The 15319-nt window shown below is 58.7% G+C and carries 14 protein-coding genes; 5 read left to right on the forward strand and 9 right to left on the reverse strand.

The genetic code is table 11. From position 1 onward, the window contains the following. Nucleotides 1-5: 5 nt before the first annotated feature. From V1599_RS21230 to V1599_RS21240, 3 genes are read right to left on the reverse strand one after another with little or no spacing between them, the layout of a single operon-like run. Entirely contained in the window at nucleotides 6-1046 is a 1041-nt protein-coding gene (locus tag V1599_RS21230) for a FecCD family ABC transporter permease (protein ID WP_395300809.1), read from the reverse strand. Then, nucleotides 1043-2026 (reverse strand): FecCD family ABC transporter permease, encoded by a 984-nt coding sequence (locus V1599_RS21235; protein ID WP_395300810.1) that lies wholly within the window; start codon nucleotides 2024-2026, stop codon nucleotides 1043-1045. Before V1599_RS21235 ends, V1599_RS21230 begins: the two co-directional genes overlap by 4 nt. After that, entirely contained in the window at nucleotides 2023-2835 is an 813-nt protein-coding gene (locus V1599_RS21240) for an ABC transporter ATP-binding protein (protein WP_395300811.1), read from the reverse strand. Before V1599_RS21240 ends, V1599_RS21235 begins: the two co-directional genes overlap by 4 nt. 382 nt (nucleotides 2836-3217) lie before the next feature. Here V1599_RS21240 and V1599_RS21245 point away from each other — a divergent pair, with 382 nt between their 5' ends. Next, on the forward strand, nucleotides 3218-5356 hold the full coding sequence (locus tag V1599_RS21245) for a TonB-dependent siderophore receptor (protein WP_395300812.1): 2139 nt from the start codon (nucleotides 3218-3220) through the stop codon (nucleotides 5354-5356). 74 nt (nucleotides 5357-5430) lie between these two features. On the opposite strand, the gene parE is transcribed toward V1599_RS21245, so the two are convergent. Genes parE through nudF form a run of 5 tightly spaced genes read right to left on the reverse strand, consistent with a single transcriptional unit; the run spans nucleotide 5431 to nucleotide 9838 of the window. After that, the gene (gene parE, locus V1599_RS21250) at nucleotides 5431-7323 is read right to left on the reverse strand and encodes a DNA topoisomerase IV subunit B (RefSeq protein WP_112010774.1); all 1893 of its coding nucleotides are present in this window, start codon (nucleotides 7321-7323) and stop codon (nucleotides 5431-5433) included. A gap of 27 nt (nucleotides 7324-7350) precedes the next feature. Beyond that, nucleotides 7351-7932: an esterase YqiA gene (yqiA, locus tag V1599_RS21255; RefSeq protein ID WP_112010775.1), complete on the reverse strand. Its 582-nt coding sequence runs from the start codon at nucleotides 7930-7932 to the stop codon at nucleotides 7351-7353. After that, nucleotides 7932-8759 (reverse strand): 3',5'-cyclic-AMP phosphodiesterase, encoded by an 828-nt coding sequence (gene cpdA / locus V1599_RS21260; protein ID WP_112010776.1) that lies wholly within the window; start codon nucleotides 8757-8759, stop codon nucleotides 7932-7934. Before cpdA ends, yqiA begins: the two co-directional genes overlap by 1 nt. Nucleotides 8760-8786: 27 nt before the next feature. Next, a complete protein-coding gene (locus V1599_RS21265) occupies nucleotides 8787-9209 on the reverse strand; it encodes a DUF1249 family protein (RefSeq protein ID WP_003862516.1) in 423 nt (140 codons plus the stop codon). Further along, complete coding sequence (gene nudF, locus V1599_RS21270) at nucleotides 9206-9838, reverse strand: ADP-ribose diphosphatase (RefSeq protein ID WP_112010777.1); 633 nt, start codon at nucleotides 9836-9838, stop codon at nucleotides 9206-9208. Before nudF ends, V1599_RS21265 begins: the two co-directional genes overlap by 4 nt. Nucleotides 9839-10041: 203 nt before the next feature. Here nudF and tolC point away from each other — a divergent pair, with 203 nt between their 5' ends. From tolC to V1599_RS21285, 3 genes are all read left to right on the forward strand, one after another. Further along, nucleotides 10042-11520 carry an outer membrane channel protein TolC gene (tolC, locus tag V1599_RS21275; protein ID WP_112010778.1) on the forward strand — a complete coding sequence of 493 codons (1479 nt, stop codon included), beginning with the start codon at nucleotides 10042-10044 and terminating at the stop codon, nucleotides 11518-11520. Between the two features lie 186 nt (nucleotides 11521-11706). Continuing rightward, a complete protein-coding gene (locus tag V1599_RS21280; protein WP_112010779.1) occupies nucleotides 11707-12372 on the forward strand; it encodes a DUF1190 family protein in 666 nt (221 codons plus the stop codon). A gap of 2 nt (nucleotides 12373-12374) precedes the next feature. Continuing rightward, on the forward strand, nucleotides 12375-13535 hold the full coding sequence (locus V1599_RS21285) for a glutathionylspermidine synthase family protein (protein WP_112010780.1): 1161 nt from the start codon (nucleotides 12375-12377) through the stop codon (nucleotides 13533-13535). 89 nt (nucleotides 13536-13624) lie between these two features. Here V1599_RS21285 and ygiD read toward each other — a convergent pair whose 3' ends face one another. Continuing rightward, complete coding sequence (ygiD, locus tag V1599_RS21290) at nucleotides 13625-14413, reverse strand: 4,5-DOPA dioxygenase extradiol (RefSeq protein WP_112010781.1); 789 nt, start codon at nucleotides 14411-14413, stop codon at nucleotides 13625-13627. Between the two features lie 131 nt (nucleotides 14414-14544). Between ygiD and zupT the strand changes: the two genes are divergently transcribed. Beyond that, a complete protein-coding gene (zupT, locus tag V1599_RS21295) occupies nucleotides 14545-15318 on the forward strand; it encodes a zinc transporter ZupT (RefSeq protein ID WP_112010782.1) in 774 nt (257 codons plus the stop codon). Nucleotide 15319 lies beyond the last annotated feature (1 nt).

Here is a 15319-nt window from a genome sequence, read left to right on the forward strand (position 1 = left end):
TACCTCTAGAATCGGTCACGGCGCTGCCAGAGCAGCAGCAGGAAAAAGGGGCCGCCAATAAGCGAAATCACGATCCCGGCGGGAAGCTGGAGCGGTAAAAAGGCCAGCCGCCCGACGTTATCCGCCAGCAGCACCAGCAGCGCGCCCAGCACGGCGCTTCCCGACAGCAGCGCGGCCTGCCCGCCGCGCAGCACCAGGCGGGCCATGTGCGGCGCAATGAGGCCGACAAAACCGATGCTGCCCACGCACGAGACGCAGGCCGCCGTCAGCATCACCGGAGCGAATACCCGCACCAGCGCCAGGCGCGAGGTTCGCACGCCCAGCCCCGTTGCCGCCGGGTTGCCCAGCAGGGCGACGTCCGCCGCGCGGGCGGTTAAGAGAAGCAGCGCGAACGCCGGGAACGCCCATGCCGCCGCCATGCCGACCAGCGGCCAGCTTGCCGCATGCAGGCTGCCCGCCAGCCACAGCATCGCCGTTTGCACGTCGCGCACGTCCGCGGTGGTCATAAAGACGCCCATCGCCGCCGCCAAGGCCCACGAGACGCCGATGCCGATCAGAATAAACCGCGGACGCGAAATATCGCGCGCCAGCACGACCACCAGCAGCGCGGTCAATACGCCTCCGGCCATGCCCATCAGCGGCCGCCAGAACAGGCTCAGCGCCGGAAACTGGAACATCATCAGCAGCACCGCGGCGCTACAGCCTTCCCTGACGCCGATAAGCCCCGGATCGGCCAGCCCGTTGCGGGCGATCGACTGCATCGCGGCCCCCGCCGCGCCCAGCATCGCGCCGCATAGCGCCGCCATCAGCAGGCGCGGCAGGCGGATATCCATGACGATGTAGCGCGCGTCAGCGCTCAGGCTCTCCGGCATGAACAGCGCGCGGCCAATAGCGGAGCCGGGGATCGGCAGCGAGCCGTGGATCAGGCCAAAGCCCATTAGCGCCACGCCCGCCATCGTCAGCAGCCCGAGCACGATCATCGCCCTGGGGCGGATCAGCGCCGAGAACGCGCCCGCGCGGATCGCCCGCAGCCCGGCGCGATTCATTTGAACATCCTCGCCGCAACGAGGATAAATACGGGCGCGCCGGCCAGTGCGGTCACCACGCCCGTGGCGAGCTCGTAGGGCGCAAACAGCGTGCGGGCCGCGATATCGGCCACCAGCAGAACCAGCGCCCCGCACAGCGCCGAAAGCGGTATCATCAGGCGTAAATCCACCGACACCAGGCGGCGGATGAGCTGCGGCACCACGAGGCCAATAAAGCCTATCGGACCGGCGAGGGAGACCGCCGCGCCGCACAGCAGCGCCGTCGCCAGCAGCGCGAACAGCCGGGTTTTGAGCAGCGAGACGCCCAGCCCCTGCGCCATCCTATCCCCGAGAGCCAGCATATTCAGCGACGGCGACAGCCAGACCGCCAGCATGAATCCCGCTCCGGCAGCCCAGGCCGCGGCGCGAACCGCGTCGATGCTTACGCCGGCTAAATCGCCCGCCAGCCAGGTTCGCATCGCCAGCAGGGTCTGCTCGTCCAGAATCAGCACCGCGGCGGTGATGGACGACGCGAACGCCGACATCGCCACGCCGCACAGCGTCACCTTCATCGGCGTTAGCCCGGCTCGCCCGGCGGAGGAAAACGTCAGCACCAGCAAAAACAGCGCGGCGGCACCGGCAGCGGCAATCAGGGGGCGACCAAACGGCAGGGTGAGCCCCAGCGCGCTGGTCAAAACCACCGCCAGCGCCGCTCCCGCGTTCAGCCCGAGAATGTGCGGCTCGCCCAGCGGATTGCGGATCACCGATTGCAGCAACGCCCCGACCACGCCCAGCGCCGCACCCGTCACCATCGCCGCGCAAAGGCGGATCAGGCGCAGCCTGATAATGATGCTGTGGTCAAAATTACGCGGGTCGAAGTGGAGAAACGCCTGCACCACCGTTTGCGGCGCGATGGCGCGCGCGCCGATCCCGAGATGCGCAACCGCCCCCGCTAACAGCAGGAGCGACAGCAGCAGAAAAGCCAGAGGGATGCGGATCATGATGCTCTGGACGCTGGGCGAAACGGCATAAAGAACGGTTTGCCGGTCATTGGGTTTGTCGACATATGCACGTCAACGTCAAACACCGCTTTGATCAGCTCCGGCGTACAGCTATCGCCCTCGTGAATAACGCCCTCGACCTTGCCCTGGCGCAAAAAGACCAGCGAATCGCCGTAGTTGACGGCGAAATTAAGATCGTGAAGCACCACGACCACGGTGCGCCCGTGGCGGCGAGTGAGATCGTGGAGCAATTCGAGGATCTCCACCTGATAGCGCAGATCTAAAAAGGTGGTTGGCTCATCAAGCAGGATGTACGGCGTTTGCTGCGCCAGCGCCATGGCAATCCAGCAGCGCTGGCGCTGGCCGCCGGAGAGGCTTTCAACGGGCAGATCGGCAAACGCCGCCGTGCCCGTCAGGCGCAGGGCTTCCTCGACGGCCCGTTCGTCATCGTCGCTCCACTGGCGCATAAAATTCTGCCAGGGGAAACGCCCGCGGGAGACCAGCTCGAACACGGTTAATCCCTCCGGCAGAAGCGGCGACTGGGGCAAAATGCCAAGCTGCCGCGCGACGTACCGGGTGGGCTGCGCGTGGATAGATTTGCCGTCCAGCACGGCGCGGCCCCCGAGCGGATGCAGCAGGCGCGCAAGGGTGCTCAGCAGCGTGGATTTGCCGCAGCCGTTCGCCCCCACCAGCACCGTCATTTTCTGCTGCGGGATAGCGAGGGAAATATCATCGACGATGATTTTTTTGTGGTAGCCCGCGGACAGGTTCTCCAGAACCAGGCCAGGATTTTTGAGGTTGTGCGCCACGTGAATGCCAACGTAATAAAATCAAATAAATAAAAATAAAACTCATTCTCTTTTGAGAAGTTTGCCGCTGCGCCATGTAGTAGTCAAGCGGATAAATACCTTGCTCACACCAGGGATTACAGCGGAAATATAGCCCTACCACCTTCACAATAAATTATTTATTTTCAATAAATTAACCCACAAAATCAGAAGACCCTTTTTGTGAAACTTCGCTGTAGTCAATTTTTTCCATTTCCCATTTACTACTACATAGCCTCATGATTGAATGATTCTCAATTACAAGTTCGAGGCCCGCCGCGGCTAACGAACGGACCGTAAGGGCAATGACTCACACACGCTTGCGCGAACCTTTCTTCGCGGGTTATTTGGGATAACAGATGTAATGGCTACGTTCACACCTTTTCATGCAGGGGTTAAAGGGCGCGCGCTCTTTTCACTCCTCTTTTTAGCGCCTCTGGGACACGCGGCGGAGAAAACGACGCAGGATGGCGAAACGCTCACCGTGGTCGCCAGCCCAAACGCGGCGCCTGACGCAACCAGCGGCTATCAGCCGCTCAATACGTCCACGGCCACGCTGACCAACATGCCGATGCTGGATATCCCGCAGGTGGTGAATACCGTCAGCGATAAGGTATTGGAAGATCAGCACGCCACCACGCTTGACGAAGCGCTCTATAACGTCAGCAACGTGGTGCAGACCAACACCCTGGGCGGCACGCAGGACGCGTTTGTGCGCCGCGGCTTTGGCGCGAACCGCGACGGATCAATCATGACCAACGGACTGCGCACCGTGCTGCCGCGCAGCTTTAACGCCGCAACCGACCGCGTCGAGGTGCTGAAAGGTCCCGCCTCGACGCTCTACGGCATTCTCGACCCGGGCGGGCTGATCAACGTTGTGACTAAACGCCCTGAAACCACCTTCGGCGGCTCGATGTCGGCGACGTCGTCCAGCTTTGGCGGCGGCACCGGCCAGCTCGACCTCACCGGCCCGATCGAAGGCACGCGCCTGGCGTATCGCCTGACGGGCGAGGTGCAGGATGAAGACTACTGGCGCAACTTCGGCACCGAGCGCAGCACGTTCATCGCGCCGTCCCTGACGTGGTTTGGCGATGACGCCACCGTGACCGTACTCTATTCACACCGCGACTATAAAACGCCGTTCGATCGCGGCACGATCTTCGATCCGAATACCAAAAAGGCGGTCAACGTCGATCGCAAAACCCGCTTTGACGAGCCGTTCAACGTGACGGACGGCGTCTCGGATCTGGCGCAGCTCAACGCGGAATACCGCCTGAACAGCCAGTGGACGGCCAGATTTGACTACGGCTTTAGCCAGGACAAGTACAGCGATAATCAGGCGCGGGTAATGGCCTACGATGCCAAAACGGGCAACCTCACCCGCCGCGTGGATGCGACGCAGGGATCGACCCAGCGAATGCACTCCACCCGCGCTGATTTGCAGGGCAACGTGGATATCGCCGGGTTCTATAACGAGATCCTGACCGGCGTCTCCTATGAGAATTACGATCTGCTGCGCACGGACATGATCCGCTGCAAGAACGTGAAGGATTTTAATATTTACGATCCGTCCTACGGCAATACCGGCAAATGCACGACCGTGTCGGCCTCCGACAGCGATCAAACCATCAAGCAGGAGAGCTATTCCGCCTACGCGCAGGACGCGCTCTATCTGACCGACCGGTGGATCGCCGTTGCCGGGCTGCGCTACCAGTATTACACCCAGTACGCCGGAAAAGGCCGCCCGTTTAACGTCAACACCGACAGCCGCGACGACCGGTGGACGCCGAAGCTGGGGCTGGTTTACAAGCTCACGCCGGCCGTGTCGCTCTTTGTCAATTATTCGCAGACGTTTATGCCGCAGTCGTCGATTGCCAGCTACATCGGAGACCTGCCGCCGGAAACGTCAAATGCTTACGAAGTGGGCGCGAAATTCGACCTGTTCGACGGCGTTACGGCCAACATCGCACTGTTTGATATTCACAAGCGCAACGTGCTGTACACCGAAAGCGTGGGCGATGAAACCGTCGCCAAAACCGCGGGCCGCGTGCGCTCGCAGGGCGTGGAGGTGGATCTCGCGGGACGGTTGACCGAAAACACTAACCTGATTGCCAGCTACGGCTATACCGATGCGAAAGTGCTGGAAGACCCGGACTACGCGGGCAAGCCGCTGCCGAACGTACCGCGCCACACCGGCTCGCTGTTCTTGACGTACGATATTCACAATGCGTTTGCCGGGAACACGCTGACGGTTGGCGGCGGCGGGCACGGCGTGAGCCGCAGATCGGCGACCAACGGAGCGGATTATTATCTGCCGGGCTACTTCGTGGCGGATGCCTTTGCGGCCTATAAGATGAAGCTACAGTATCCGGTGACGCTGCAGGTGAACGTGAAAAACCTGTTTGATAAGACCTACTACACCTCTTCTATCGCGACCAATAACCTGGGCAACCAGATCGGCGATCCGCGCGAAGTGCAGTTTACGGTGAAGATGGAGTTTTGATGTCAGAGTGGGGTTTTCCCCCTCACCCCGGCCCTCTCCCCAAAGGGGAGAGGGTTAGGGTGAGGGGTAAAGCATCAGGCCTCAATATCCGCCATATCGCCTTTCTCCTGCAGCCAGTTGCGTCGGTCTTCCGAGCGCTTCTTGGCCAGCAGCATATCCATCATGGCGTTGGTCTGCTGTTCGTCTTCATCGCTGATCGTCAGCTGCACCAGGCGGCGGGTGTTCGGATCCAGCGTCGTTTCACGCAGCTGCATCGGGTTCATCTCGCCCAGCCCTTTAAAGCGCTGCACGTTCGGCTTGCCCTTTTTGCGCTTGAGCTGTTCCAGCACGCCCGCTTTCTCTTCTTCCGTCAGCGCGTAGTAAACCTCTTTGCCGAGGTCAATACGGTACAGCGGCGGCAGCGCCACGTGGACGTGACCGTTTTTCACCAGCGTGCGGAAGTGCTTCACAAACAGCGCGCAGAGCAGCGTGGCGATGTGCAGGCCGTCGGAGTCCGCATCCGCGAGGATGCAGATCTTGCCGTAGCGCAGCTGGCTCAGATCGTCGCTGTCCGGATCGATGCCGATCGCCACCGAGATATCGTGTACCTCCTGCGAGGCCAGCACTTCATCAGACGACACTTCCCAGGTGTTGAGGATCTTACCCTTGAGCGGCATGATCGCCTGATATTCACGATCGCGCGCCTGCTTGGCCGATCCGCCCGCCGAGTCCCCTTCTACGAGGAACAGCTCGGTGCGGTTGAGATCCTGCGCGGTACAGTCCGCCAGCTTGCCCGGCAGCGCGGGGCCGCTGGTGAGCTTTTTACGCACCACCTTTTTCGCCGCGCGCAGACGGCGCTGGGCGCTGGAGATCGCCATTTCGGCCAGCATTTCCGCGGCCTGAACGTTCTGGTTCAGCCACAGGGTAAATGCATCTTTCACCACGCCGGAGACGAACGCCGCGCACTGGCGCGACGACAGGCGCTCTTTGGTCTGGCCGGCAAACTGCGGGTCCTGCATCTTCACGGAGAGCACGTAGGCGCAGCGGTCCCAGATATCTTCCGCCGACAGCTTCACGCCGCGCGGCAGGATGTTGCGGTATTCGCAAAACTCGCGCATCGCATCCAGAAGGCCCTGACGCAGGCCGTTGACGTGCGTCCCGCCGAGCATGGTCGGGATCAGGTTGACGTAGCTTTCGGTCAGCAGTTCGCCGCCTTCCGGCAGCCACAGCAGCGCCCAGTCCACCGCTTCGGTATCGCCGCTAAAGTTACCGACAAACGGTTTTTCCGGCAGGGTCGGCAGGCCGTTAACGGCCTCGCACAGATAGTCGTTCAGGCCATCGGCGTAGCACCAGGTCTGCTCGGTGTTGTTAACGTGATCCTTAAAGGTGATTTCCACGCCCGGGCACAGCACCGCTTTGGCTTTCAGCAGGTGCGTCAGGCGCGAAACGGAAAAGCGCGGGCTGTCGAAGAAGCTCCCGTCAGGCCAGAAGTGGACGCTGGTGCCGGTGTTGCGTTTGCCGCAGGTGCCGACGACCTGTAAATCCTGCACCTTTTCGCCATTTTCAAACGCGATGTTGTAGATCTGACCGTCGCGACGAACGTTCACTTCCACGCGTTTGGACAAGGCGTTGACCACGGAGATCCCCACACCGTGCAGACCGCCGGAGAACTGGTAGTTCTTGTTGGAGAATTTACCGCCCGCGTGCAGGCGGCAGAGGATCAGCTCAACGGCGGGCACGCCCTCTTCCGGGTGGATATCCACCGGCATGCCGCGACCGTCGTCGATAACCTCCAGCGACTGATCGGCGTGCAGGATGACGTCAACGCGTTTGGCATGTCCTGCCAGCGCTTCATCCACACTGTTATCAATAACTTCCTGGCCCAGGTGGTTTGGGCGCGTGGTATCCGTGTACATCCCCGGGCGGCGGCGAACCGGCTCAAGCCCGGTGAGTACCTCAATGGCATCAGCGTTATAGGTTTGCGTCATGATTTAACTAGCAATTCGCATTGATTGTCAGAGGCTGTGCAGTCCAAGAAAATCGACAATCTGGGTGAAATGATTCTCAAAGCCCGTGAAAGCATGGTTTCCGCCCTCTTCTATAGTCTGGCGGCAGGATGCGTAATACGCCACTGCCTGGCGGTAATCCAGCACTTCATCTCCCGTTTGCTGCAGCAGCCAGATAAGATCCGGCGCTTCAAGCGGGTCGACCTGCATAACTTTGAGATCGTAAATATGGCGTGACTCTAGCACATATTGCTGCCCGGTGTAGGGGTTCTCGTTTTGCCCGAGAAAGTCCCGCAGCAGCTCAAACGGCCGAACCGCCGGGTTGACCACCACCGCAGGCAGCATAAAGCATTGCGACAGCCAGGTGGCGTAGTATCCACCCAGCGATGACCCCACAACGCCAAACGATTCTCCACCGTGTTCAAGCACGATGGATTCAAGCATTTCCGCCGCATCCGCCGGGTAAGGCGGGAGCTGGGGAACGATCATCTGCACCTGCGGATGATGTTCGCTCAGCCACTGGCGAAACTGCGTCGCCTTCGCGGAGCGCGGCGAGCTGTTGAATCCGTGTAGATAGAGGAGCGTCGACATTAATAGCCTTCTGAAGCGGTATCAGGACGGAACTGGCTGCCGCTTAAGCGACAGACCTCAGTGGTCAACGTGCCATCGGCATGCAGTTCAAGCCAGCGCCAGCCGGGTGCGATAGTGTCCAGGGTAAAGTTGGCGCAGTGGGGCTTAAACTGAACGCAGGTCGAAGGCGTGGCCAGCAGGCGGCGGCCGTTCCAGTCGAGATCCTGCTCCTGGTGAATGTGCCCACAGAGCAGATTTTTCACGCGCGGATATTTCACCAGCACGCGGTCCAGCGCGGCAGAATTGCGCAGGCTGTGCTGATCGAGCCAGCTGCACCCTGCCGGCAGCGGATGATGGTGAAGCAATAGCAGCGTATGTCGCGCCGGTTCAGCACTCAGCCTTTTCTCCAGCCAGTCGAGCTGGTATTCACTCAGCTCACCGTGTGGAACGCCATACACCTGGCTGTCGAGCAGCAGGATCTGCCACTGCTTGCCCACAAATACGCACTTCGCGGCAGAAATCCCCGCATCGTGTAGCGAACTGAACATGGCGGGCTGAAAGTCATGGTTGCCCGGCAGCCAGACGCAGGGCGCGCTGAAGCTCGCAATCCCCTCAGCAAAATGCTGATAGGCCGCGGAGGATTGATCCTGTGCGAGATCGCCTGTTGCGACGATCAAATCACATGCGCGATTCTCGGCGTGAATCGCGCTAAGTACAGCCTGATAACTCTCCCAGGTGTTCACACCCAGCAGCGTTTCATGCTTTTCGGCAAAGAGGTGAGTATCGGTGATTTGTAATATCCTGACTGGTGCCCCACCAGCAACAGTCAGGTTCAACAGGCTTTCCAAATGGTGTCCTTAGGTAGGTTTATGACGCTAACAAACCGGAATCGCCATTGCTCCATGTGCTAAACAATATCTTAGCCAGTCGGCTAAAAACTGGTTAATTTGATGCTTTTCGTCGCGTTGATGCAACTTTTTATTCGGGTAATCATATCGCGCTTTAAAGCGAAAGATCTGCTGACTCGAACACACTTCAGCGACCATCGCGTCGTGGTAAAGTCGCACCGTCATCGACGGCAGGCTCCAGTAGCTGATGCTGGGCGCCGTTTGTTCAATCTCCACCAGGGTAGTGTAGCGCGTTGATTCTGTTATCGTTAACCGATACTGCGCGTTGCTCACCTGATAGCTTACCGTTTCGCCGGGTGCGTCGTTTCGCGGCAGCAGGCGGCGCAGCTGGGCGAAATTGGTTTCGCACAGGCGCATCATTTCGGGAAAGTCAGGTGTATAGCGCTTCATTTTGTCCACTCGTTTCGTAATGTTTGATAATGCAGCTGCAGCCATTGCAGGGCGATGACAGACGCAGCGTTGTCGATTTTCCCCTCTTCTACCCACTGGTAAGCCTGCTCCCGGCTCACCACATGAACACGAATATCTTCGTTTTCGTCTGCCAGACCGTGAATGCCTTCCGCGGTCGTGGCGTCCACTTCGCCAACCATAATAGATAAGCGCTCGCTGGTGCCCCCCGGGCTTGCCAGATAGCTCAGCACGGGTTTCGTTCGCCCAACAACCAGACCCGCCTCCTCCAGCGCTTCGCGGCGGGCAACGTCTTCAACCGTTTCGCCCTCTTCGATCATCCCGGCCACCATCTCCAGCAGCCACGGGCTTTCGCTTGAGTCATACGCCGCGATGCGAATCTGCTCAACCAGCACCACTTCGTCGCGCACTGGGTCAAAGGGTAGCAAGACTGCCGCGTGCCCGCGCTCAAAAATTTCGCGTTTAATTTCGCCGCTCATTTCACCGTTAAACAGGCGATGCCTGAAACGGTAAAGATCCAGCGAAAAAAAACCGCTATAAAGCGTTTCTCGTGCAATAATTTCTACATCGTTTTTGGCGAAGGTCACTGGCAACTTTTCTGTTTTTTGCATGAATCGAGTCCCGGTAGCAATGGTGATGAAATTGTGAATTTCAAGGCTGTTTGGCTGCTGTTTGCAAGGCTATATGGTAGATTGGTGCAAATTACCGCCAGATGGCACGTAACGCCAACCTTTTGGTGTGGATGATTCTGTTAGAATCGGCAATTATTTTTAATTAGATCAGCGCTAATACTGCTTCACAACAAGGAATGCAAATGAAGAAATTGCTCCCCATCCTTATCGGCCTGAGCCTGACGGGCTTCAGTGCATTGAGCCAGGCAGAAAACCTGTTACAGGTCTATCAGCAGGCGCGTCTGGGCAACCCTGATCTGCGTAAATCAGCGGCCGACCGTGATGCTGCATTTGAAAAGATTAACGAAGCGCGCAGCCCATTGCTGCCGCAGCTGGGCTTAGGTGCTGATTATACTTATAGCAACGGTTTTCGCGATAACAATGGCGTTAACTCCAATGCCACCAGCGCATCGCTGCAGTTAACGCAGACCCTGTTTGATATGTCCAAATGGCGTGCGTTAACGCTGCAGGAAAAGAGCGCGGGCATCCAGGACGTGGCGTATCAAACCGACCAGCAGACGCTGATCCTGAACACCGCTACGGCCTACTTCAACGTGCTGAGCGCCATTGACTCGCTCTCCTACACCGAAGCGCAGAAACAGGCGATTTACCGCCAGTTGGATCAAACCACCCAGCGCTTTAACGTAGGCCTGGTAGCCATTACCGACGTGCAGAACGCCCGTTCACAGTACGATAGCGTGCTGGCCAACGAAGTCACCGCGCGTAATAACCTCGACAACGCCTTAGAATCGCTGCGTCAGGTCACCGGAAACTACTATCCCGAGCTGGCGTCTCTGAACGTCGATAGCTTCAAAACCGATAAGCCGCAGGCGGTGAACGCGCTGCTGAAGGAAGCGGAAAACCGTAACCTGGCTTTGCTGCAGGCGCGTCTGAACCAGGATCTGGCTCGCGAACAGATTCGCCAGGCACAGGATGGCCACCTGCCGACCCTGAGCCTCAGCGCATCTACCGGCGTATCTGACACCAGCTACAGCGGTTCGAAGACAAACAGCGCGCAGTACGACGACAGCAACGTCGGCCAGAACAAAGTGGGCCTGAGCTTCTCCCTGCCGCTGTATCAGGGCGGAATGGTGAACTCCCAGGTGAAACAGGCGCAGTACAACTTCGTTGGCGCGAGCGAGCAGCTGGAAAGCGCGCACCGCAACGTGGTGCAGACCGTACGTTCCTCCTTCAACAACGTGAACGCCTCGATCAGCAGCATCAACGCCTATAAGCAGGCGGTAGTTTCTGCACAGAGCTCACTGGACGCGATGGAAGCAGGCTACTCCGTTGGTACGCGTACCATCGTTGACGTGCTGGATGCGACTACCGCGTTGTACGAAGCCAAGCAGCAGCTCTCCAACGCGCGCTATCAGTACCTGATCAACCAGCTGAACATTAAACAGGCTCTGGGTACGCTGAACGAGCAAGATCTGCTGGCGCTGAACAATGCGCTGGGCAAACCGGTCTCGACCTCACCAGAAAACGTGGCACCGGAGAACCCGCAGCAGGTTGCAGCGGTAGATAACTTCAACGGTAACGACAGCGCACCCGTTGCGCAGCCAGCGGCAGCGCGCAGCACTGCGCCTGCCAGCACCGGCACTAATCCGTTCCGTCATTAAGAGCGTCATCAGGCCTACTGCGGCCTGATACCCTCACCGGCCCTCTCCCACAGGGAGAGGGTTTATCGTTATCACACTTGAACGTAAGCCAACGTAAAGATCCCCACTAATCCCCCTCTACGCTTCATTTTCAACCACTCATCCTCTATCCTGAGCGTTATTACCACTGGGTCCTGGAAGACAAAGATGAAACGGACAAAAACGATTAATCACGCATCGTTCCGCAAAAGCTGGAACGCTCGCCACCTGACGCCGGTTGCGCTGGCCGTCAGTGCGGTGTTTTTCCTCGCGGGCTGTGAACAAAGCGATGAAACGGTCTCGATGTATCAAAACGCGGAAGACTGCTCTGCCGCCACCGGCAACGCCGCAGAATGTAAAACCGCGTACAACAACGCCCTGAAAGAAGCAGAACGCACCGCGCCGAAATACGCTACGCGCGAAGACTGCGTGGCGGAGTTTGGTGAAGGCCAGTGCCAGCAGACGCCTGCTCAGGCGGGCATGGCACCGGAAAACCAGGCGCAGGCGCAGTCCAGCGGCAGCTTCTGGATGCCGCTGATGGCGGGCTATATGATGGGTCGCCTGATGAGCGGCGGCGCGGGCTACCAGCAGCAGCCGCTGTTTAGCTCCAAAAACCCAAACAGCCCGGCGTATGGAAAATATACCGACGCCAGCGGCAAAAATTACGGTGCAGCCACGCCGGGACGTACCGCGACCGTGCCGAAAACGGCCATGGCGCCGAAACCTGCGACCACCACCACCGTAACCCGCGGCGGGTTCGGCGAATCCGTGGCGAAACAATCCACCATGCAGCGCAGCGCGGCAGGTTCCTCTACACGCTCAATGGGCGGTTGATCATGGAACGAGTCAGCATTGTTGAGCGCCCGGACTGGCGCGAAAAAGCGACCGAATACGGTTTTAACTTTCACACCATGTACGGCGAACCGTACTGGTGTGAAGATGCTTACTACAAGCTCACGCTTGCCCAGGTTGAAAAGCTGGAAGAGGTGACCGCCGAACTGCACCAGATGTGCCTGAAGGTCGTGGAAAAGGTGATCGACAGCGACGCGCTGATGACCAAATTCCGCATTCCGAAACACACCTGGAGCTTCGTGCGCCAGTCGTGGAAAACCAGCCAGCCGTCGCTGTACTCGCGCCTCGATCTGGCGTGGGACGGCGTGGGCGAGCCTAAGCTTCTGGAAAATAATGCCGATACGCCCACCTCGCTGTACGAAGCGGCATTTTTCCAGTGGATCTGGCTCGAAGACCAGGCCAACGCCGGAAACCTGCCGGAAGGCAGCGACCAGTTCAACAGCCTGCAGGAAAAGCTGATCGATCGCTTTGCCGAGCTGCGCGAACAGCACGGATTTAACCTGCTGCACCTTGCCTGCTGCCGCGATACGGAAGAAGATCGCGGCACGGTTCAGTACCTGCAGGACTGCGCGGCGGAAGCGGAGCTGGCAACCGAGTTTCTCTATATCGAGGATATCGGCCTGGGTGAAAAAGGTCAGTTTACCGACACCCAGGATCAGGTCATCAGCAACCTGTTCAAGCTCTACCCGTGGGAATACATGCTGCGCGAAATGTTCTCCACCAAGCTGGAAGACGCTGGCGTGCGCTGGCTGGAGCCGGCGTGGAAGAGCATTATTTCCAACAAAGCGCTGCTGCCAATGCTGTGGGAGATGTTCCCAAACCACCCTAACCTGCTGGCCGCGTACTTCGCCGAAGACGATTTCCCGCCGATGGAGAAATACGTCGTGAAGCCGATCTTCTCCCGCGAAGGCGCGAACGTGTCGATTATCGAAAACGGTAAAACGCTGGAAGCGGTTGAAGGGCCTTATGGTGAAGAGGGCATGATCGTTCAGGAGTTCTATCAGCTGCCGAAGTTTGGCGATAGCTACACGCTGATTGGCAGCTGGCTCATCAACGACCAACCGGCCGGGATTGGCATTCGCGAAGATCGCGCGCTGATCACGCAGGATCTGTCACGGTTCTATCCGCATATTTTTGTGGAGTAGCGTGCGGCCTGATGCCCTCACCCCGTCTCTCTCCACAGGGAGAGGGGGCAAACGCTAAAAACGGCAACCTCGTTGCCGTTTTGCTTTTGTTACCCTACCTGCACCGACAGCATACTCAAGCTGCCCATCTCAATACCGTCGACCGGGATCGTAACCGGCTCCTGACCATCCCACGCCCCCAGCACGTACAGCAGCGGCAGGAAGTGTTCCGGCGTCGGGTTAGAGAGCGAACCGCCTTCATGATCCAGATAGTTAACCAGCGGGTGCTGTTCCACCGGCCCTTGCCAGGTCAGGTTCGCTTTAACATAGTCGTTAAAGGATGTCGCCCACGGGTACGGCGTATTTTCGCCGTGCCAGCGCGCGGTACGCAGGTTATGCACTACGTTGCCGCTCGCCACCAGCATGATGCCTTCATCGCGCAGCGTCGCCAGCCTGCGGCCCATGTCAAGGTGCCAGGCTGCCGGTTTGGTGCTGTCGATGCTCAGCTGTACCATCGGAATATCCGCATTTGGATACATTTTAATCAGAACACCCCAGGAACCGTGGTCAAAGCCCCAGGCCTCTTTATCCAGCGCGACGGGAACGGGAGCAAGCAGCTCAACCAGCCGCTGCGCCAGCGCTGGCGAACCTGGAGCAGGGTAATGCGTGTCGTACAGCGCCTGTGGAAAGCCGCCAAAATCATGAATGGTTTTCGGGGTTTCCATTGCGGTCACGCCGGTTCCGCGAGTGAACCAGTGTGCAGACACCACCACAATCGCCTTTGGACGCGGCAACGTCTCGCCCAGATGACGCCACGTGCGGGTATAGACGTTATCTTCCAGAACGTTCATTGGGCTACCGTGGCCTAAAAACAGTGCTGGCATACGAGATGAAGACATGGTGATATCCTTACAGAAGGTGTCAATTTGATGGTTCTACACTACGCGCAATCCGGCCAGGATGAACGCTGATAAGCATGAAGATCATCATCAGGAAATTTGAACGTAGGGATTAGGTAAAGGAGAGAAGAATGTCGGCCCCCTTGATTCTGACCATACTGGCAGGCGCAGCGACCTTCATTGGCGCAATGCTGGGCGTGCTGGGCCAGAAACCGTCCAACCGCGTGCTGGCCTTTTCGCTGGGCTTCGCCGCCGGAATTATGTTGCTCATCTCCCTTATGGAGATGCTGCCCGCCGCGCTGGGCACGAAAGGCATGTCTCCAATGCTGGGCTACGGCATGTTTGTTGTCGGCCTGCTGGGGTACTTCGCGCTGGATCGCATGCTGCCGCACGCGCATCCTCAGGATTTAATGCAAAAGCGCGTTTCACCGCTTCCGCATAACATTAAGCGCACCGCGATTCTGTTGACGCTGGGCATTAGCCTGCACAACTTCCCCGAGGGTGTGGCCACCTACGTCACCGCCAGCAATAACCTGGAGCTTGGCTTTGGCATTGCGCTGGCCGTAGCTTTGCACAATATTCCTGAAGGACTTGCAGTGGCTGGGCCAGTGTATGCGGCGACGGGGTCGAAGCGCACGGCGGTGTTCTGGGCCGGGATTTCTGGCCTGGCGGAAATTCTCGGCGGCGTGCTGGCGTGGCTCATTCTGGGAAGCCTGGTATCCCCCGTCGTGATGGCTGCAATTATGGCTGCGGTGGCCGGAATTATGGTTGCCCTTTCCGTCGATGAGCTCATGCCGCTGGCCAAAGAGATCGACCCGAATAATAATCCTAGCTACGGCGTTTTATGTGGAATGTCGGTTATGGGGTTAAGCCTCGTACTCTTGCAAAGCATGGGCATTGGCTGAA

It is taken from the genome of Enterobacter sp. ECC-175, from assembly GCF_043968675.1.
In the GTDB taxonomy this organism is placed as follows: Bacteria; Pseudomonadota; Gammaproteobacteria; order Enterobacterales; family Enterobacteriaceae; genus Enterobacter.

What these genes read in the sequence shown, in the direction of transcription:
- V1599_RS21285 (WP_112010780.1), top strand. Translation starts at nt 12,375, where the DNA reads ATGGAACGAGTCAGCATTGTTGAGCGCCCGGACTGGCGCGAAAAAGCG.
- V1599_RS21280 (WP_112010779.1), top strand. Translation starts at nt 11,707, where the DNA reads ATGAAACGGACAAAAACGATTAATCACGCATCGTTCCGCAAAAGCTGG.
- zupT (WP_112010782.1), top strand. Translation starts at nt 14,545, where the DNA reads ATGTCGGCCCCCTTGATTCTGACCATACTGGCAGGCGCAGCGACCTTC.
- V1599_RS21245 (WP_395300812.1), top strand. Translation starts at nt 3,218, where the DNA reads ATGGCTACGTTCACACCTTTTCATGCAGGGGTTAAAGGGCGCGCGCTC.
- V1599_RS21265 (WP_003862516.1), bottom strand. Translation starts at nt 9,209, where the DNA reads ATGAAGCGCTATACACCTGACTTTCCCGAAATGATGCGCCTGTGCGAA.
- V1599_RS21230 (WP_395300809.1), bottom strand. Translation starts at nt 1,046, where the DNA reads ATGAATCGCGCCGGGCTGCGGGCGATCCGCGCGGGCGCGTTCTCGGCG.
- ygiD (WP_112010781.1), bottom strand. Translation starts at nt 14,413, where the DNA reads ATGTCTTCATCTCGTATGCCAGCACTGTTTTTAGGCCACGGTAGCCCA.
- yqiA (WP_112010775.1), bottom strand. Translation starts at nt 7,932, where the DNA reads ATGTCGACGCTCCTCTATCTACACGGATTCAACAGCTCGCCGCGCTCC.
- tolC (WP_112010778.1), top strand. Translation starts at nt 10,042, where the DNA reads ATGAAGAAATTGCTCCCCATCCTTATCGGCCTGAGCCTGACGGGCTTC.
- nudF (WP_112010777.1), bottom strand. Translation starts at nt 9,838, where the DNA reads ATGCAAAAAACAGAAAAGTTGCCAGTGACCTTCGCCAAAAACGATGTA.
- V1599_RS21235 (WP_395300810.1), bottom strand. Translation starts at nt 2,026, where the DNA reads ATGATCCGCATCCCTCTGGCTTTTCTGCTGCTGTCGCTCCTGCTGTTA.
- parE (WP_112010774.1), bottom strand. Translation starts at nt 7,323, where the DNA reads ATGACGCAAACCTATAACGCTGATGCCATTGAGGTACTCACCGGGCTT.